The organism is Halomonas sp. PAMB 3232, from assembly GCF_031954225.1.
In the GTDB taxonomy this organism is placed as follows: domain Bacteria; phylum Pseudomonadota; class Gammaproteobacteria; order Pseudomonadales; family Halomonadaceae; genus Vreelandella.
The window spans coordinates 1761420-1780178 of record NZ_CP134865.1 but is presented as its reverse complement, the minus strand read 5'-3'; the positions used below and the strand labels follow the sequence as shown (position 1 = coordinate 1780178).

Genomic DNA, 18759 nt, shown 5'->3' with positions numbered 1-18759 from the left:
TGGGCTAACATGGACGAGCGGCGGCCGAGGCGTCAAAACGTTAGAGCGCTAAAACGTGGCCAGCCGCTCGACCAGCGCCTCGCAGGTGTCAAACCAGATATCGGCGGGCCAGCGGCGGTAGTCATCCTGCTCGCTGATATAGCCGTAGCCCACCGCAATGGCGGTCATGCCCGCCGCCTTCGCCGCTTCGATGTCTCGCCGATGATCACCGATGTACCAACAGTGCGCCGGGTCGATCGAGAGGCGCCGCGCCGCCTCCCAGAGCGGCTCGGGTTCCGGCTTTTTCACGCTCAGATCGTCGGCGCACAGAAGTGCGCCGGGCGAAAGCGCCAGCGCCTCCAACAGCGGCAGCGTGTAGCGGCGAGGCTTGTTGGTGACGATCCCCCAGGGCTTTTGTTCGCCGTGCCAGCCGGCAAGCCAGGTGTCCAGCGGTTTGAACACCTGGCTATGGGTGGCGACGGCCTGCTCGTAGGCATCCAGTAGATACTGGCGCGCCTCTGCGTGGCCCTCGGCGTCCGACGTAAGGCCAATCGCCAGCGTCACCAGGGCGCTGCCGCCGTTGGAGACTTCCCGGCGAATCTGCTCGAAGGGCAGGGGCGGCTGGCCGTGAAAGCGGCGCAGTGCGTTGGTGGCATTGGCCAGATCCGGCGCGGTATCGACCAGCGTGCCATCCAGATCGAACAAAATGGCCCTGGGCGCGGGAAGCTCGGCGCTGGCCGAGTTGGTCACGTGATTGGTGGAAGCGAGAGCCATTCAGTGGCCCACCCGGCGGCAGTACATCATGTAGTTGACCGAGACGTCGTTGGCCACCAGCTTGTAGCGCCGAGTGAAAGGGTTGTAGGTCAGCCCGGTCTGCTCGCGCACCTCGAGCCCCGCCTTGCGTGCCCAGCTCGCCATTTCTGATGGCCGAATGAATTTGGCGTAGTCGTGGGTACCGCGGGGCAAGAGGTTCAGCACGTACTCGGCGCCGACGATGGCGAAGGCGTAGGATTTCGGCGTGCGGTTGATCGTCGAGAAGAAGACATAGCCACCGGGGCGTACCAGCGTGCAGCACGCGCGAATGACCGAGGCCGGGTCCGGCACGTGCTCGAGCATCTCCATGCAGGTGACGACGTCGAACGCTCCCGGCGACTCGTCGGCCAGGGTTTCGACGCTGACGTTGCGATACGTAAGCTCGACGTTTTGATGCTCGGCGTGCACCCGTGCCACGCCCAGCGGGGCCTCGCCAAGGTCGATGCCAATCACCTCGGCGCCGCGGCGCGCCATCGACTCACTCAAAATTCCGCCGCCACAGCCCACGTCGAGCACTTTCTTGCCCGCAAGCCCGGCGCGGGCGTCGATGAAATCAAGGCGTAGCGGATTGATCTCATGAAGCGGCTTGAACTCTCCTGTCTCATCCCACCACTGGCTGGCAAGTGCTTCAAATTTCGCCACTTCCGCCTGATCGACGTTACCTTGATAGCGATTGGCGGTGCTATCCTCTGGGGTCGCTTGCATGGGTTTACTCCCTTATCCTGTCAACGCGAGACGTTACCGGCGCCCGTTTACCAAAAAAATTGGTTACATTAAGCTACAAGGTGGCATCCACCCCCCGGTTTTGTATTATTGCATTCTAACCACTCCAGGCGCGAAGCGCATGAAAAGGACGTCGACATGACCCAAAAGGCCCTGTTTATCCGGCAATTGCGCAAGGAGCATGGTTGATGCGCGTACTTCTTTACGGCAGCGAACTCAGTGCCGCCACGGCGGCGTCGGCGCTGGCCTTCGTGGGTCATCGCATCGACTGGCTTTTGCACGAGGACGCCCCCTGGGAGGTGATTTCCACCCTCGACTGGCTGCGCCGTGAGCCCGAACTCATGGCCCATATCGGTCAGGCCTTCGAACAGCAGACGCTTCGCATCGTGACCTCCCTCGACGAGGCAGCGCCGATGGACGTGGTGTGGCTGGCTCTTTCGCCGGAACAGCGCCGGTCAGCGGAGACACTTGTGAGCGCACCGCTCCTTCGCGAGCATCGCGCGGTACTCATCAATAACTCCACGTTCCCCGTTGGCGATACCGAGCGCCTCAATGCTCTGATGGGTGAACAGCACAGTAGCGTTGCGTTGCCGGATACCCTCGAGGAGGGGCGGGCTTGGGAGTCGTTCACGCGCCCGACCCGCTGGCTTTTAGGCTGTGACGATGCCCAGGGCGAACAAATCGCTCGCGAGCTGTTGCGCGCTTTCAATCGCCGCCGCGATGTGTTTCAACTGATGCCAAGGCGCGCCGCGGAACTGACCAAGCTCGCCATCAACGGCATGCTGGCAACCCGTATCAGCTACATGAACGAAATCGCCGGGCTCGCTGACACCCTGGGCGTGGACGTCGAGCACGTGCGCCAGGGGATGGGGGCTGACACGCGTATTGGCTTTGAGTATCTCTACCCGGGGTGTGGCTTCGGCGGGCCCAACTTCTCACGGGATTTGATGCGCCTGGCCGACGTGCAGTCGCAAAGCGGGCGTTACTCCGCGCTGCTCGAGCAGGTCATGGATATCAACGAGCAGAAAAAAGAGACGCTCTTTAGAAAGCTCTGGACGTTTTTCGACGGCGACCTGGCCGGTAAGACCGTGGCGATCTGGGGGGCGGCGTTCAAACCCGGCACCGCACGCATCGACCATGCGCCGGTGCTCACACTGCTGGAAGCTCTCTGGGCTCAAGGCGTGAAGGTGCAGCTTCACGACCCCGCCGCCACCCCGGCGCTTGCCGCGCTGCTCGGTGAGCGCGAGGATCTGACGCTTTATACCGACGATCCTTACCAGGCCTGCGAAGGGGCGGATGCGCTGATGCTGGTCACCGAGTGGAAAAACTACTGGAACCCGGACTGGCACCGTCTGACCGAGCTTTTAAATGCTAAATTGATATTGGATGGACGCAATATTTTCGATCCGGCCTTCGTTGCCAGCTGCGGGCTGCGCTACCGAGGCATCGGCCGACGCGCCGACCCAACGACTCATTGAGGAACTTTAATGTCTGACGCCACCCCGTCCCAGCGTATCGTGCCCGACGTGGACCAGAGCCTGGGCGCCCAGCATCTGCGCCATCGTCGAGGTCCGCGCCTTTGGCCGCTGTGGCTCGTACTACTGCTTGTCATCGCGCTGCTGGCGGCGCTGGCCGCGGGCCTTTGGTACGAGCGCGAGCGCCTTCTGGACGAGGTTCGCCGGGTAAGTGGTGAAGTCTCCAATCTGCACGCACGGCTGGACTCCAGCGACACCGACGTGGTCGACTCGGTCAGCTACATGCAGGCCCAGATGACCACGCTTTTTCAGGAACAGGAACAACTCGCCGTGCGCCTGACCAATACCCGTGAAGAGCTTTACGGGCTTTTGACCGATGGCGAGGACACGGTGTCGCTCGAGGCGATCGACGAGCTTCGCGAAACGCTAACGGCGCAGCGCGAGGCGGCCGAGCTCAACGAGCGCCAGCTCAAAGCCGTACGCAGTTCGGTGAGCGCGCTCGAGCAGGCGGGCACCGCCGGGCGCCAAAACCTGCTCGAAGAGGTGGCCTCTTTAGACCAGAACACCGCCGAGCGGGTCGCCGCGTTGGAAGAGCGGCTAGGCCGCGAGCGCGTGACCCTCGACAACCAACTGATCGAGCTTCGCAATGATCTCGATGAACGTTTGGATGAACTCGCCGAGGCGTCCCAAAACGCTGAAACGGGTATCGACCAGCAGGCGCTCGAGCGCGCTACCGCCTCGCTCAATGAGCGTATCAGGGCACTTGAGAGCGATGTTCGTCAGGTGCGTCAGGCGCAATTAGCGTTTAGTGCTCAAATGGAAATGCTGCGATAATTCAAAAAAGGGTGAAAACGCCGGGGCGAAGGGTATCGCCCGGCCTTCGCCTGTCGCCCGTCTGATCAGGTAAAAGAAGGACACCATGCAACGATACCGTCAGCGATTTACGGCGATGCCCGTAGCGTTCTACCTGGCAGCCCCTTTATTGATGATAAGCCCGCCGCTTTGGGCGCTGGAAGCCACCGTCAGCGGCGTGTCGGGCCCGGTCGAAGAGAACATCGACGCCTACCTGCAAAATATCGACGAAGAGCGCTACACCGACCTGCGCCTGGAAGGCGAAATTCGCCAACGCACTCAGGAAGCGATGCGCGTATTCGGCTACTACGAGCCAGAGGTCGAGGTGACCCTCGCCGAACCCGTTCGAGTCAGTATCGAGCCCGGCCCCCAGGTGCGCATCGAAACGCTTTCGATCAACATCGAAGGCGATGCTCAGGACGACCCGCCGTTTCAAGAGGCGCTGAACGACTTCCCGCTCAAAGAGGGCGATGTGCTCGAACACGAGCCCTGGGATCAGCTCGGCTCCGAGTTCTCCGGGCTTGCCATCGAGCGCGGCTACTTCGACTGGGGCTTTACTGACCGGCGCATGGAAGTGCGCCCTTATCAGGAAAGCGCGCGCCTCTACATGGATTTCGATAGCGGCCCGCGCTACCGGTTTGGCCAAACGCGCATCGTGGGAAGCCATATCCAGCCGGAGCGGCTCAAACAGATGCAGGATTTTGAGCCCGGCGACCCTTATCTTGCCGAGTCGATCGCGCTTTACAACCAGCGCCTGGGCGAGACCCGCTGGTTTCGCTCGGTGACCGTTCGCCCGCGCCTGCAAACCGCTCAGGAGCTCGTCATTACGCCGACCGGCGGTGGGGCGGCCTGGTACGACTCCGCCACTGCCTCCCAGCCAAAGCGCCCAAGGCTCTCGAGCGCCGCCTTTGCAAGTGCGTTGAGCGTGGGCCAGCCCAACGACTACCGTCTGCCGATCGATGTCACCGTCGAGCCCGCCGACCGTCATCAGTTCGAAACCGGTATCGGCTACGCCACCGACGTTGGCCCCAGGCTTCGTTTTGGCTGGCAGCAGCCCTGGATCAATAGCCTCGGTCACAGCCTGAACCACGACCTTTATATCTCGGGGCCGGACCAGCGCTTCACCGGGGTTTACAACATTCCGCTCGAAGACCCGATTCGCGACAACTACCGACTGCAGTACGGTATTCGTAAGCGTGAAGACAACGACACCGAGTCGCTCGAGGGCACGGTAGAGTTCGCGCGGCGCTGGGAGTTCGACAACCGCTGGGTGCAAACCCTTTACGTGCGCACCACCTACGAGGATTTCACCCAGGGTAATCTTTCGGATGAAGTGTGGCTCTACTATCCCGGCATTCAATGGTCGCGCACACGCACGCGGCCCACGCGCTTTCCGCTCTGGGGTGACCGCCAGCAGCTGTCGCTGGAGTATTCCGATACGTTATGGGGCTCGGACGCCACGTTTTTGCGCGTGACCGGCGATACCGAGTGGATTCGCACCCTGGGCGACAGCAACCGCTTTTTGGCGCGCTTGGGCGTCGGCGCCATCGAAACCGACGATTTCGACAAGATTCCGCCGTCGCTGCGCTTTTTCACCGGCGGCGATCAAAGCGTGCGCGGCTACTCCTTCGAGAGCCTGTCGCCTCGCGACGACGATGGGCTTTTGCGTGGCGGCCAGCAGATGTTGACCTCGACGCTCGAGTATCAGCGCCGCGTCACCGGCGACTGGTGGGGCGCGGCCTTCGTCGACAACGGCAACGCCTTCGACGATTGGAGCGCCGACGATCTTAAAACCGGCGCCGGACTTGGCGTGCGCTGGATATCGCCGGTCGGCCCCATTCGCTTCGACGTCGCCCATCCTTTTGATGATGAAGACAACGACTTTCGCATTCACTTCTCTATCGGCCCCGAGTTCTAGGAGCGCATTTTGGCAGACGTTGCAAAGAAAAAGCCGCGAACGAAAAAGCGGCTCTCCTCCGGCGCGCGTACCCGATTGGCCGTTTGGAGTGTGATTCGCCTGTTGATCCTCGTGCCGCTATGGCTGTTTGGCCTGGTCGCACTGGTACTGGGCGCGGCACTGTCGCCCTGGGGGACGGCGCAGCTCTTCTCCCAGGCCGAGAAACGCGGCTACGTCAGTGTTGAGGCGCAGTCCGGCGGTCTGCTCGACGAGTTCACGCTACAGGGCTTTCGCATGAACGTCGCCGGCGTGCAGGTGGCGATCGACGATCTCGAACTTCGCTGGGCCGACGACTGCCTGCTTTCCGGTAGGCTCTGTATCGACACGCTGCGCGCCGAAGGCGCCGACATTCGCCTGGGCGCGAGCCAGAACGAGCCGGAGCCGCCGCCGGACAACCAGCCGCCGCTTCGCATCACGCTGCCGTTTCCCATCGAGCTTCGTGAACTGGTGTTGAACGATACCGCGGTCACGCTCGGTGACGGCACGCGCATCACCGTCGATTCGCTGACCAGCGCCGCGATCGCCGAGGGCCAGAGCGTACGCCTGGCCCCCACGGAGCTTGACCAGCCCCGAGTTTACCTTCCGCCGTCGCCGGGCGTGCGTTTGACTCAGGGGCTCGAGACGCCGCTGGACGCCACCGGAATCGACGGCGCCATTGCCGTGCATACGCCGCCGGCGCCCGAGCCCGCCGAGCAGGAGGACAGCGGGGTGCTGGTCACGGAACAGGGCCGTACCCAGCTTCCCGACATCATGCTGCCGATCGACGTCATCGTCGAAGAGCTCGCCATCAACGACTTCGCCCTGGAAGGCGCGGTCGATTACAGCGTCGAGCGGCTCACCCTGGTGGGCTCGGCGGTCGAGCACGACATCGCGATCGATACCTTCTACGTGCTTACTCCGGACGCCGAGGTGAATCTCGACGGCACGATCCGCCTGGCCGAGGAGTATCCGCTCGATCTGAACCTGGCCACCACGCTCTACCTGCCGGAGCGCTTTCCCGAGCTTTCCGGCAACACGGTGTCGCTTGCACTGTCCGGCTCGCTTGCCGAACTTGAAGGCGAGCTCGATACCGAGGGGCTGGTCAACGTCGTGCTCGATGCCAGCGTCGACGTACTCGACCCACTGTTCGCGTTCGACGTGCGCCTGCAAACCGACGAGCTGCAGTGGCCGCTCACACCGGTGGAGGGCAGTGACGCCGAGCCCATCCGAGTCGAGGATCTCGACCTTCGCGCCAGCGGCAATCTGGAAGCCTTCGCGGTGACCGTCGATGCCGAGGGCATCGATGACACGCGCCTGGATGGGCAGGTGGATCTCGATGATCCGAGCTACCCCTTCGATGTGCGTTTGCAAAGCGAGCGCTTCCAGTGGCCGCTCAACGTGCCGGAAGACGCCGACACCGCCGCCGAGCCCTTCGTGGTGCAGAACCTGGATCTACGCGCCAACGGTAGCCTCGAAGAATTCACGGTAACGCTGGATGCCGACGGCGTGGAGAACACCCGACTCGAGGCGCGCGCCGATATCGAGGACCCGAACTATCCCTTTACTGCGCGGCTTCAAAGTGATCGGCTGCAGTGGCCGCTGATCACTTCCGAGAGCGCCGACGTCCCCCCCTGGGTGGTGCAGAATCTGGATCTGCGCGCCAGCGGCGATATCAATGCCTACACCCTGGCCCTCGACGTCGAGGCCGAAGGCCCGGACGTGCCGCTTCTATCGCTGAACCTGGAGGGTAGCGGCGATACGGGCAGCTTCGGCTGGTCGACGCTTGCGCTTCAAATCGACGAGAGCCGCCTGGCAAGCCAGGGGCGCGTGAACTGGGCCAACGCCATTACGCTGGACACGACGATTCGCCTCGACGAGTTTGATCCGTCCCACTTCGTTGCCGACCTCGACGGCTCGCTCAACGGCGATATCGAACTGGGCGTGCTTCAGCAGGGCGAGCGCTGGCTGATCGATCTCCCTACGCTCGATATCGAGGGCGAGCTTCGCGATTACCCGCTCACGCTGGCGGCGTCTCTGCGCGCCAACTCGGATCTCGAGGCCGACATCGAGAGCCTGGTCTTCACCCAAGGCAACAACCGCCTGACCGCCCAGGGCCGGGCGAGCCAGCAGGCGCTGTCGATCGATGCCGACATCGCGCTCAATCAGCTGCAAACCATTCACCCGCAGCTTGCCGGGCGTCTGGCCGGCAATGTTCAGGCGCGCGGCAGCATCGAGCAGCCGCAAATCAACGCCGCCCTCGAAGGCAGCGACCTGCGCTTTGCCGACAACGCCGTCGAGCGGCTTTCGCTTGACGCCGATATCAGCGGCATCGATGACCCGCGCCTGGACATCGACCTGCTGCTCGACCGGGTCGTGGCTGGTGGCCAGACGCTGCAACGCCTGGAGCTGACCCTCGAGGGCCTGCTTTCCCAGCACACGCTGTCGCTTGATGTGCAGGGCGATGATACCAGCGCCTTGCAGCGCGCCGAGCTTGCCCTGCGCGGACGTTTCGATCAGGCCAACCAGCTCTATCAGGCCAACGTTACGCCGCTTGAGATCGACTCTGACGCTGGCGATATTCGTCTGGAGAGCCCGCTGGATTTGCGCTACAACCTGGCCAATGGCCAGGCGCGGCTGTCGCCGTTCTGCCTGCGCCGGCTCGAAGGCGGGCTCGTTTGCTCGACAGAAACGGTCAACGCTTCGGCCGAACAGGGCCGGGCGCTTCTGACCGTGCGCGAAGTGCCGATGGAAGCGCTCGAGCCGTTTTTGCCCGAAGAGTGGCGTCTGGACGGCGACACCACCGCGGACCTGGCGCTCTCCTGGAGCCAGGGCGGTGCGCGTTGGCAGGCCGACGTCGAGCTTTTGAGCGAACTGGCGATCACCGCGGTCGACGGCTACGGCCAGCCGGTGCGCCTGCCGGTGATCAATCTGGACGCTCAGATCGACGCCAACCAGGCCAACGCCAACGCCAGCGTGGTGCTGTCGCTGTCCGAGGCGGGGCGTTTGGCGCTGGATCTGAGCGTGAGCGACCCGATCGGCCGGGGCGGGCTCAACGGCGAGCTGCGCGCCAGCAATATCGTGCTCGAACCGTACCTGCCGCTGGTCGCACAGCTCGATGAGCTGCAGGGCGCGCTCAACGGCACCGTTTCGATTGGCGGCACGACCGCCCAGCCGGATTTGCAGGGCACGCTGGCCCTTCGCGGCGTGCGTGCCCGCGGCCCGGACATTCCGATCGACGTTCAGGACGGCGAGCTTGCGCTGCGCTTCGACGGCGGCCAGGGCAGCATCGACGGCTTCATCGCCGCCGAGCGCGGCCGGCTCAACATCTCCGGTGACGCCTACTGGCCGGAGAACGAGCAGTGGCGGGCAGGCGTCGACCTGAACGCGGTTCAGGAGCCGCTTTTGGTCGTGCTGCCCCAGTTCGGGCGCCTCGAAGCGGCGCCAAACATTCGTATCCGCGTCAACCCGGAGCGACTCCAGATTCGCGGCAACGTCGATATTCCCTGGGCGCGGCTGGAAATCGGCAGCCTGCCGGCCTCGGCGATTACCCCAAGCGGCGACGAGATCATCATCACCGAGCGCGACGACCGCGAGGCCGAGCGCATCGCACGGCTGCGCACCGCCAACGGCGAAGGCCCGAGCGCGGCGGATGAACTCGCCGCCGGCGGTATGGAGATCGACATGCTGATCACGCTGAACCTGGGCGACGACATGGAGCTCTCCGCCTATGGGCTGGAATCGAACCTGGCGGGCAGTCTGGAGGTGCGCCAGGACAGCGGGGTGCTGCAACTCTTTGGCGAGGTAAACCTGGTAGACGGGCGCTTCCAGGCCTTCGGTCAGGATCTGCTCATTCGTCGCGGTCAGCTGCTGTTCAGCGGCCCGCCCGGGCTTCCCGTGCTCAATTTCGAGGCGATCCGAAACCCGGAAGTGACTCAGGACGACGTGATCGCGGGGCTCAGAGTCACCGGCACCGCCGAAGAACCGAACGTAGCGATCTTCTCGGAGCCGGCGATGCCGGAGAACAGCGCGCTTTCTTATGTACTTCGCGGGCGCGCCCCGGATTCCTCCGGCGGTGTCGACAGCGCCTTGACCACGGCGCTGATCGGTATGTCGCTCGGGCGCACCGGCGGGGCGGTCGGCTCGATTGGGGAGGCTTTCGGCATCAACGACTTGACTCTGGATACCACCGGCGCCGGTGACGAAAGCCAGGTCGCACTCAGCGGTCAGCTTACCGACGATTTGCGAATTAGCTACGGTGTGGGAATCTTTTCGCCCATCGCTGAACTAACCTTACGCTATACGCTTTGGCGTAATTTCTACGTCCAGGTGGTTACCGGCACGAGTCAGGCGGTCGACTTGATCTACACCTTCTCGCGTCCGGGCTCACCGACGATACTTCCACCGATACTCCCACGGCAATAAGAGGTGGCCATGACACTTTTTTCCAGAACATCGGGATCACTGCCAGGCCGTGATACGCCGATCGAAACAAGCGAGACCCATACCGTCAACGGCAACGCCCTGAAGGGGCCGATCCCTGACGGCTTCGAGGAGATCGTCCTCGGCATGGGCTGCTTTTGGGGCGTCGAGCGTCTCTTCTGGCAAATTCCCGGGGTACACGTGACCGCCGCAGGCTATGCCGGTGGCGAAACCCCCAACCCGACCTATGACGAAACCTGCACCGGGCGCACCGGCCATACCGAGGTGGTGCGAGTGGTCTATGATCCCGACCAGGTCTCGCTGGCCACGCTTTTGCGCACCTTCTGGGAGGAGCACGACCCGACCCAAGGCAACCGGCAGGGCAACGATATCGGTAGCCAGTACCGCTCGGCGATTTTCACCACGACCGACGCCCAGCGCGAGCAGGCCGAGCAGAGCCGTGATGCGTATCAGAAGGCGCTCGATGAGCAGGGCAAGGGGCGCATCACCACCGACATCTATCCGCTGGACAGGTTCTACTATGCCGAGGGCTACCATCAGCAGTACCTGGACAAGAATCCCGGCGGCTACTGCGGTTTGAAGGGCACTGGCGTGACCTGTGCGATTGGCTAAGCTTTATTGATTCACGCAGACCCCATCGGCGGTCTAGCCGGTCGTCTGCGTTTTCCAACCTGTTGGCCTTTTCCGCTCGCTCGAGCCTCTCGAGCGAGCGGCTTACGTTAAAGAAGACGACGGTTCACTACGACAGCTGTTCAATGAAACGGCTCTTCGATTGAACGACGTCGAACTGCAAGGAGTATTTATGTCGATTCAGGCTGATTTTGATTACGATCTCCTGGTCATTGGAGCCGGTTCCGGCGGCGTGCGCGCCGCGCGTACCGCAGCGGCTCGAGGCGCACGGGTGGCCATTGCCGAAGACCGCTACCTGGGCGGCACCTGTGTCAACGTGGGCTGTGTGCCGAAAAAGCTCTACGCCTACGCCTCTCACTTTCGCGACAGCTTCGATGACGCCGCGGGCTACGGCTGGCATCTGCCGGATACGCCGACCTTCGACTGGCCGACGCTCAGAGACAACAAGTCCGGCGAGATCAAGCGGCTAAACGGCATCTATCAGCGCCTGCTGGAAAACGCCGGCGTCACGCTCTATAACGCCCGGGCGACGCTCAAGGATGCCCATACCGTGTCAATGAGCTCTGCCAAGGGCGAAAGTGAGGTGAGCGCGGCCAAAATTCTGCTCGCCACCGGCGGCTGGCCCTGGGTACCCGACTTTCCGGGCAGCGACCTGGCCGTCACCTCCAATGAGGTATTCGATCTCGACACCTTTCCCCAGCGCTTTCTGGTACTGGGCGGGGGCTATATCGCCGTCGAGTTCGCCAGTATCTTCAACGGCCTGGGCAGCGAAACGCATCTGATTTATCGCCGCGAGCTTTTCCTGCGCGGCTTCGATGACGAGGTACGCGCCTTTACCCGCGACGAAATGAAGAAAAAGGGCGTCAATCTGCACTTTGACACCAACATCGAGCGCATCGAGCGCGGCGACGATGGCCTGAACGTGGGGCTCACCAATGGCGATACGCTCACCGTCGATACCGTGCTGGTGGCCACCGGGCGGCGTGCCAACGTCAGCGGGCTGGGGATCGAGGCGCTGGGCATCGAGCTCGACGACAGCGGCAAGATTCCGGTCAACGAGCGCTTCGAGACCAGCGTGCCCTCGATTCTGGCCCTGGGTGATCTGATCGATAGTCCGGAGCTTACGCCGGCGGCGATCGCCGAGGCGATGCAGATCGTCGAGCATCACTTTGGCGAGACTACACCGGAGCCGCTGGACTACGAGCGCGTTCCCACCGCGGTATTTTGCCAGCCCAACATCGGCACCGTTGGCCTGACCGAAGAGGCTGCCCGGGAGCGCTTCGCCAACATTCGTGTTTACCGTACCGACTTCAAACCCATGAAGCACACGCTTTCCGGAAGCGACGAGCGAATGCTGATGAAGCTGGTGGTGGATGATGAAAGCGACGTTGTGGTCGGCGCGCATATCGTGGGTGAAGAGGCGGGCGAGCTGATTCAAAACGTCGGCATTGCCGTACGCGCCGGGCTCACCAAGGCCGATTTCGACCGCACTCTGGGCGTTCACCCGACCGGCTCCGAGGAACTCGTCACCATGCGCGAACCCTCGCGTACCTGACCCGCATGCTGACGTAGTGTAACCGGGGCGATTCATGACAAGCGGGCGAAAGCCCGCTTTTTTTTACCACTTCATCGAAGTTGGACTAAGCTTTTAACGGTCACAGAGAGGATCGATATACCGTACAGCATTGCCCGTCACATATAATTAAAAATTATTGAAAAGGGAGCCAAGGATAATATGAGCTTTGAGTTATACGTCATCAGCTGTTATGATCCTGCTGGAATTCGCAACGGCGAAGTATCACCATGAGCATGCCTACAACGCCTTTTACCCCATCGTTCGACCTGGCGCGGCCGACCGTCGCTGACGCCGTGGTCGGTAATGAACAGACGCCGCTCTATATCCGCAAGCCCAATGCCGACGACGGCTGGGGTATCTTCGAGCTGGTCAAGGCGTGCCCCCCGCTGGACGTCAACTCTGCCTACGCCTATCTGCTGCTCGCCACCCAGTTTCGCGATACTTGCGCCGTGGCGACCAATGAAGAGGGCGAGATCGTCGGCTTCGTTTCCGGCTATGTAAAGGACAACGCACCGGACACGTTTTTTCTGTGGCAGGTCGCGGTAGGAGAGAAAGCGCGCGGTACCGGGTTAGCGCGCAGGCTGATCGAGGCCATCATGTCGCGTGACGAGCTCAGCGCCGTACACCACATGGAAACCACTATCACACCGGACAATCTCGCGTCCTGGGGGCTTTTTCGCCGCTTGGCGGCGCGCTGGCAGGCACCGCTCAACAGCCGCGAATATTTCTCCACCGAACAGCTCGGCGGTGAGCACGACCCGGAAAACCTCGTGCGCATCGGACCTTTTCAAACCGATCACATCGTCTAGCCAGGTCGAGCGCCGCGCGACACCTTGAAAATTCATCGAACCGTCTCAAGGTTTTTTAAGCGCTTGAGACAGGAAATTTTTTGAAAGGGAGGTCATGATGCAGACCCAAACGTTTGAACGGATGGAATCCAACGTACGCACCTATTCGCGTTCGTTTCCCGTAGTATTCACCAAGGCTAAAAACGCCCGTTTGACCGATGAAAACGGCCGCGAATACATCGATTTCCTCGCCGGCGCTGGCACGTTGAACTACGGCCACAATAATGCGCACCTGAAAGAAGCGATGATCGATTACCTCGCCTCGGACGGCGTAGTACACGGGCTGGACATGTGGACGGCGGCCAAGCGTGACTACTTCGATACGCTCAACGAGCTGATCTTCAAGCCGCGTGGGCTCGACTACAAGGTGCACCTGCCGGGGCCGACCGGTACCAACGCCGTCGAAGCCGCCATTCGCCTGGCGCGGGTGGCCAAAGGGCGCCACAACATCGTCACCTTCACCAACGGCTTTCACGGTGTCACCATGGGGGCGCTGGCGACTACCGGTAACCGCAAGTTCCGCGAGGCCACCGGCGGCATTCCGACCCAGGGCGCAAGCTTCTTGCCTTATGACGGCTACATGGGCGAGCACACCGATACCCTTGACTACTTTGAGAAGCTGTTGGCGGACAAGTCCGGCGGGCTCGATATTCCTGCGGCGGTCATCGTCGAAACCGTGCAAGGCGAGGGCGGTATCAACGTGGCGAGCCTCGAATGGTTGAAGCGTCTGGAAGGTATCTGTCACGACCACGATCTGCTATTGATCGTCGATGATATTCAGGCGGGCTGCGGGCGTACTGGCAAGTTCTTTAGCTTCGAGCACGCCGGCATCAAACCGGATATGGTCACCAACTCCAAGTCGCTGTCCGGTTTCGGCCTGCCGTTTGCTCATGTGTTGATGCGCCCGGAGCTCGACCAGTGGAAACCGGGCCAATACAACGGCACGTTCCGCGGCTTCAACCTGGCCATGATCACCGCGACCGCTGCACTGAAAAAATACTGGTCCAACGATACCTTCGAGCGCGATGTTCAACGCAAGGGCCATATCGTCGAGGAGCGCTTCAAGACGCTGGCCAAGCGCCTGTCGGATAACGGCATGCCCGCCACCGAGCGTGGCCGTGGCCTGATGCGCGGTATTGACGTGGTCGATGGCGATATCGCCGATGCGATCACCGGTAAGGCGTTCGAGCACGGTTTGATCATCGAAACCAGCGGTCAGGCCGGCGAAGTCGTCAAGTGCCTGTGCCCGCTGACCATCAGCGATGAAGACCTGATCGAAGGCCTCGATATTCTGGAAAAATGTGTCGACGCCGTGATCAGCGGCCAATAACGGATCCAACGCCAAGCCATCGTTTCGGCGGCCATCGACGGCCGCCTTTCAAGGAGCACACCGATGATCGTTCGCAACCTGGAAGAAGCCCGCAAGACCGACCGCCTGGTAACCGCTGAGAACGGTAACTGGGACAGCACGCGTCTGGTGCTGGCCAGCGACAAGGCCGGTTTCTCGTTTCACATCACCCGGATCTTTCCGGGCACCGAAACCCACATTCACTACAAGAACCACTACGAAGCCGTGTTCTGCTACGAAGGCGAAGGTGAAGTGGAAACCATCGCCGATGGTAAAATCTGGCCGATCAAGGCCGGCGACATCTATATGCTCGACCAGCACGACGAGCACCTGCTGCGTGGCAAGGAACAGGGCATGACCGTGGCGTGTGTCTTCACGCCGGCGCTGACCGGCAAGGAAGTACACCGCGAAGACGGCTCCTACGCGCCGCCTGAAGAGTAAGCGTCGCTCGTGACACCATGATGCAGTATCTCGAAGACAGCCCAAGCGGGCTGTCTTTTTTATGGCCGGGTTCCTGTGACGTTTTAACCTTGCATGGGCAAGCAGATCTCTACACATCAGACCGGCATCTACTAGTTCGCATAATATATATTATGTTAAATCATATGGCAGTCATTGAGTAAAACCCTTAACATCATTGGACAACCGGACGCACTTCTTCATATTATCCCAGCTCTTGTTTGGTAAGGGACTTCCGATCTATGCGCACGAAACTGACCTGGCTGATGGCAGGCATGCCGCTACTGGTAGCCTGCGCTGCTCAACCGCCAGCGCCTCAAGAGCCCCCGCCGCTTGATGATGCCGCGTTCAACGCGCGCATCACAAAGCTCGAGTCCACGCTTTTAGAACAGTGTGACACCCAAGCGCTGGAGTCGCGCCAAACGAGCCAGTACGAAACGCTCAGATCCAACATGCATGAAGTGGGCAACCTACTGCGTGTCTTGCAAAAGGACGTGGCGACTATCGAGGCGCGCGGCGGCGAACCCCTCATCGTGCGTGAAGAGTGCGAAGCTCAGCCGGTACACAACGCCAAAACGGTGCTCGGGCGCAGCGAATGGGTCGGCTTTCCAGCGATCGGTACCTACCTCAAGGCGCGTATCGACTCCGGGGCCTCGACATCGTCGCTGTCGGCGTCCGATATCACGCGCTTCGAGCGTGACGGCGAAGACTGGGTACGCTTCAAGCTCGCGCTCAACGACGAAGACGTGGCGGTCGAGCGCGTTAAAGACGAATGGATCGAAGCGCCGATCCAGCGTCGCGTGCGCATCGTGCAGGCCTCCGGCGAAGAGTCGCGCCCGGTCATTTCGCTGTTGATGACGTTAGGGCCCATTCGCGAAAACGTCGAATTCACGCTCAACGACCGTACCCACCTGGATTTCCCGGTGCTGCTGGGACGGCGCTTCATGATGGATATTGCCACCATCGACGTCGCCCAAACCTACGTTCACGATCGGCCCGAATTCCCCGGCGGCGAACCTGCCGACCAGGCCGCTGACGATGAAGTCTCTGAAGATCAGGACGATACAGAAGAGTAGCCGCTCTACCTCCTCGAGCCACCGCTCTCCCCTGTCGTTTAATGCCGCAAGGAATCAACCTTCATGTCACGCTTGGCGTTTTATTTAATCGTGGGCTTTTTGCTGGTCGTGGGTATCGCGGCCAGCATTCATCGTCACGTTCAGTTCGAAATCCCCTGGACCCCCGGCGAGCAGCGCCAGGTGTGGGAGATCGAGGCGGTGATCACGTTCAACGCCCAGGATGGCCCGGTTCAGGTCGATTTGGCGCTGCCGTCGCATCAGGCGGGCTATCGTGTATTGACCGAAAACACGGCCTCATCGGGCTATGGCCTCGCCTATAGCGCCGACGAGCTGGGCCGCCAGGCGCAGTGGACCATCCGCAACGCCGCCGGTAGCCAGCAGCTTTACTACTCGGTGCAAATGCTGGTATCGCCCGAAGCGCGCGCGCCTATCCAGACGCCGCCCGGGCTATCGACGCCGACGCCCTGGGGGGCGCCCTACGATAGCGCCGCCGAGCAGATCATCGAGCGGGCCTGGGCGCGAAGCGCCGATAACGCCACGTTTGCCCGCGAGTTGATCCTCGATCTCAACGGCGAACGTCAGGCCGAGAACGCGCGGCTGCTGTTGAGCCAGGAGACGCCGACGGCGCTGATCGTACGGCTATTGAACCAGGCCGGTGTTCAGGCGCGGGAAATCAGCGGCCTCATGCTCGAAGACGCGCGCCGGCGCCAGTCGCTGACCAGCTGGATTCAGGTGTTCGACGAAACCGGCGAGCAGTGGACAGTGTTCAATCCAAGGACCGGTGAGCGTGGCCGCCCGGACAATCTGCTGCTGTGGGAAACCGGCGGCCGCGCGGTACTCGAGGTTCAGGGCGGCACCAATTCCCAGGTCAGCTTCTCGATGCTGACCCACAACCAACCGGCGTCGGCGGCGGTGCGTAACCACCGCTCGGACAGCACGCTCTTGAACTTCTCGATTCACAGCCTACCGCTGGAGGAGCAGGCGCTGTTCCAGACCATTTTGCTGATCCCCATCGGGGCGCTGGTGGTGGTGCTTTTGCGCGTCTTCATCGGGGTGAAAACCTCGGGTACTTTCATGCCGGTTCTGATCGCGCTGGCGTTCATTCAAACCACGCTTTTAACCGGCCTGATCGGCTTTCTGCTCATCGTCGCGGTGGGCCTGGTGATCCGAAACTACCTGTCGCACTTGAATTTGCTGCTGGTGGCGAGGGTATCGGCGGTCATCATCACGGTCATCGCGATCATCGCCGCCTTCACCGTGCTCGCCTATCGCATGGGCCTCTCGGCGGGGCTCACCGTCACCTTCTTCCCGATGATCATTCTGGCCTGGACCATCGAGCGTATGTCGATTCTTTGGGAGGAAGAAGGCCCGAAGCAGGTACTGATCCAAGGCGGTGGCAGTCTGGTGACCGCGGTGCTCGCGTATCTGGCCATGAACAACCCCTGGATTCGCCACATCACCTTCAACTTCCTCGGCGTGCAGTTGATTTTGATGGCGTTCATTTTGATGCTGGGTAACTACACCGGTTATCGCCTGCTCGAACTGCGCCGCTTCAAGCCGATTATTGATGACGAGAAGCCCTCATGAGCTGGTTCAAGGACTGGACCTGGCCTTCCAGGCTAAGAGACAAGGGCATCATCGGCATGAACCGGCGCAACATTCGCTACATCGGCCGCTACAACTCGCGCAAGCTCTACCCGCTGGTGGATGACAAGCTCAAGACCAAGCTGCTGGCCCAGCGCTATGACATCACCACGCCCGCGCTGATCGGCACGGTGAGCACCCAGTTCGGCGTCAAGCATATCGGCGCCATGCTCACCGGGCACAAGGGGTTTGTGATCAAGCCTGCCAAGGGCAGTGGCGGCAAGGGGATTCTGGTCATCGAAAACGTTGACGATGACAACGTCTTCATCAAACCCAGCGGCGCGCACTTGACCCTGGTCGACCTCGAGCGTCACGTGTCGAACATCCTTTCCGGGCTCTATTCGCTTGGTGGCTCGCCGGACGTCGCGGTGATCGAAACACTGATCAACTTCGATGAAAGCCTGATGGCTTACACCTACGAAGGCGTGCCGGACATTCGCGTCATCGTTTTTAAGGGCTACCCGGTGATGGCCATGATGCGCCTGTCCACCGCCGCCTCCGATGGCAAGGCCAACCTGCACCAGGGTGCAGTGGGCGTGGGGCTCAACATCGCCACCGGCGCGGCACTCAGAGGCGTTCAGTTCGACCGCCCCTGCTACAGCCACCCGGATACCGGCCACGATCTGGCGAGCCTGGTCGTGCCACAGTGGGACACGCTCCTGAATTTGGCCGCCGGCTGTTATGAAATGACCGGCCTTGGCTATCTGGGCACCGACATGGTGCTCGACCGGGTACACGGCCCCATGTTGCTGGAGCTCAACGCCCGGCCCGGGCTTGCCATTCAGATGACCAACGGCGAAGGACTTCGCCGACGCCTCGATCTGATCGAACGCCAGCCCGACGGCGTCAGCGCCAAGGAGCGCGTGGCGTTTGCCCAGCATCACTTCGCGCGCCAAAGTGAGCTCGTTAGCGCCCCTGACACAGAGACGGCGAGCGCGTAAACTAGGCTCACCATGTTGA

General features: G+C 61.8%; 14 protein-coding genes. 12 read left to right on the top strand and 2 right to left on the bottom strand.

The annotated features are described in order from the left end of the window. Positions 1-48: 48 nt before the first annotated feature. Together RN346_RS08095 and ubiG are read right to left on the bottom strand one after the other, a co-directional pair. Positions 49-753, bottom strand: coding sequence for an HAD-IA family hydrolase (locus tag RN346_RS08095; protein ID WP_311962648.1), 705 nt, complete (start codon positions 751-753; stop codon positions 49-51). Then, a complete protein-coding gene (ubiG, locus tag RN346_RS08090) occupies positions 754-1497 on the bottom strand; it encodes a bifunctional 2-polyprenyl-6-hydroxyphenol methylase/3-demethylubiquinol 3-O-methyltransferase UbiG (RefSeq protein ID WP_263584138.1) in 744 nt (247 codons plus the stop codon). Positions 1498-1703: 206 nt separating this feature from the next. Here ubiG and RN346_RS08085 point away from each other — a divergent pair, with 206 nt between their 5' ends. The 12 genes from RN346_RS08085 (at position 1704) to RN346_RS08030 (ending at position 18740) form a co-directional block, all read left to right on the top strand. Beyond that, entirely contained in the window at positions 1704-2993 is a 1290-nt protein-coding gene (locus RN346_RS08085; RefSeq protein ID WP_311962647.1) for a nucleotide sugar dehydrogenase, read from the top strand. A gap of 9 nt (positions 2994-3002) precedes the next feature. After that, the gene (locus RN346_RS08080; RefSeq protein WP_263584140.1) at positions 3003-3824 is read left to right on the top strand and encodes a hypothetical protein; all 822 of its coding nucleotides are present in this window, start codon (positions 3003-3005) and stop codon (positions 3822-3824) included. 85 nt (positions 3825-3909) lie between these two features. Beyond that, positions 3910-5760, top strand: coding sequence for an autotransporter assembly complex protein TamA (locus tag RN346_RS08075; protein ID WP_409335792.1), 1851 nt, complete (start codon positions 3910-3912; stop codon positions 5758-5760). 9 nt (positions 5761-5769) lie between these two features. Then, complete coding sequence (locus RN346_RS08070; RefSeq protein WP_311962646.1) at positions 5770-10200, top strand: translocation/assembly module TamB domain-containing protein; 4431 nt, start codon at positions 5770-5772, stop codon at positions 10198-10200. Positions 10201-10209: 9 nt separating this feature from the next. Then, positions 10210-10830, top strand: a complete 621-nt coding sequence (gene msrA / locus RN346_RS08065) for a peptide-methionine (S)-S-oxide reductase MsrA (protein WP_311960774.1) — start codon at positions 10210-10212, stop codon at positions 10828-10830. Positions 10831-11020: 190 nt separating this feature from the next. Next, complete coding sequence (gene gorA, locus RN346_RS08060) at positions 11021-12403, top strand: glutathione-disulfide reductase (protein ID WP_311962645.1); 1383 nt, start codon at positions 11021-11023, stop codon at positions 12401-12403. Between the two features lie 248 nt (positions 12404-12651). After that, positions 12652-13233, top strand: a complete 582-nt coding sequence (ectA, locus tag RN346_RS08055) for a diaminobutyrate acetyltransferase (RefSeq protein WP_263584144.1) — start codon at positions 12652-12654, stop codon at positions 13231-13233. A gap of 97 nt (positions 13234-13330) precedes the next feature. Beyond that, complete coding sequence (gene ectB, locus RN346_RS08050; RefSeq protein WP_263584145.1) at positions 13331-14602, top strand: diaminobutyrate--2-oxoglutarate transaminase; 1272 nt, start codon at positions 13331-13333, stop codon at positions 14600-14602. Between the two features lie 63 nt (positions 14603-14665). Next, positions 14666-15061: an ectoine synthase gene (locus RN346_RS08045; RefSeq protein ID WP_263584146.1), complete on the top strand. Its 396-nt coding sequence runs from the start codon at positions 14666-14668 to the stop codon at positions 15059-15061. 260 nt (positions 15062-15321) lie between these two features. Next, the gene (locus RN346_RS08040) at positions 15322-16155 is read left to right on the top strand and encodes an ATP-dependent zinc protease (protein WP_263584147.1); all 834 of its coding nucleotides are present in this window, start codon (positions 15322-15324) and stop codon (positions 16153-16155) included. 63 nt (positions 16156-16218) lie between these two features. Next, the gene (locus RN346_RS08035; protein ID WP_263584148.1) at positions 16219-17742 is read left to right on the top strand and encodes an inactive transglutaminase family protein; all 1524 of its coding nucleotides are present in this window, start codon (positions 16219-16221) and stop codon (positions 17740-17742) included. Next, positions 17739-18740: an alpha-L-glutamate ligase-like protein gene (locus tag RN346_RS08030; protein WP_311962644.1), complete on the top strand. Its 1002-nt coding sequence runs from the start codon at positions 17739-17741 to the stop codon at positions 18738-18740. Before RN346_RS08035 ends, RN346_RS08030 begins: the two co-directional genes overlap by 4 nt. The last annotated feature ends 19 nt before the right edge of the window (positions 18741-18759 follow it).

Bases quoted from the DNA above. Each gene is read 5' to 3' on its own strand.
- ubiG (WP_263584138.1), bottom strand. From the start codon at position 1,497: ATGCAAGCGACCCCAGAGGATAGCACCGCCAATCGCTATCAAGGTAAC.
- RN346_RS08080 (WP_263584140.1), top strand. From the start codon at position 3,003: ATGTCTGACGCCACCCCGTCCCAGCGTATCGTGCCCGACGTGGACCAG.
- gorA (WP_311962645.1), top strand. From the start codon at position 11,021: ATGTCGATTCAGGCTGATTTTGATTACGATCTCCTGGTCATTGGAGCC.
- RN346_RS08035 (WP_263584148.1), top strand. From the start codon at position 16,219: ATGTCACGCTTGGCGTTTTATTTAATCGTGGGCTTTTTGCTGGTCGTG.
- RN346_RS08040 (WP_263584147.1), top strand. From the start codon at position 15,322: ATGCGCACGAAACTGACCTGGCTGATGGCAGGCATGCCGCTACTGGTA.
- msrA (WP_311960774.1), top strand. From the start codon at position 10,210: ATGACACTTTTTTCCAGAACATCGGGATCACTGCCAGGCCGTGATACG.
- ectB (WP_263584145.1), top strand. From the start codon at position 13,331: ATGCAGACCCAAACGTTTGAACGGATGGAATCCAACGTACGCACCTAT.
- RN346_RS08045 (WP_263584146.1), top strand. From the start codon at position 14,666: ATGATCGTTCGCAACCTGGAAGAAGCCCGCAAGACCGACCGCCTGGTA.
- ectA (WP_263584144.1), top strand. From the start codon at position 12,652: ATGAGCATGCCTACAACGCCTTTTACCCCATCGTTCGACCTGGCGCGG.
- RN346_RS08030 (WP_311962644.1), top strand. From the start codon at position 17,739: ATGAGCTGGTTCAAGGACTGGACCTGGCCTTCCAGGCTAAGAGACAAG.
- RN346_RS08085 (WP_311962647.1), top strand. From the start codon at position 1,704: ATGCGCGTACTTCTTTACGGCAGCGAACTCAGTGCCGCCACGGCGGCG.
- RN346_RS08075 (WP_409335792.1), top strand. From the start codon at position 3,910: ATGCAACGATACCGTCAGCGATTTACGGCGATGCCCGTAGCGTTCTAC.
- RN346_RS08095 (WP_311962648.1), bottom strand. From the start codon at position 753: ATGGCTCTCGCTTCCACCAATCACGTGACCAACTCGGCCAGCGCCGAG.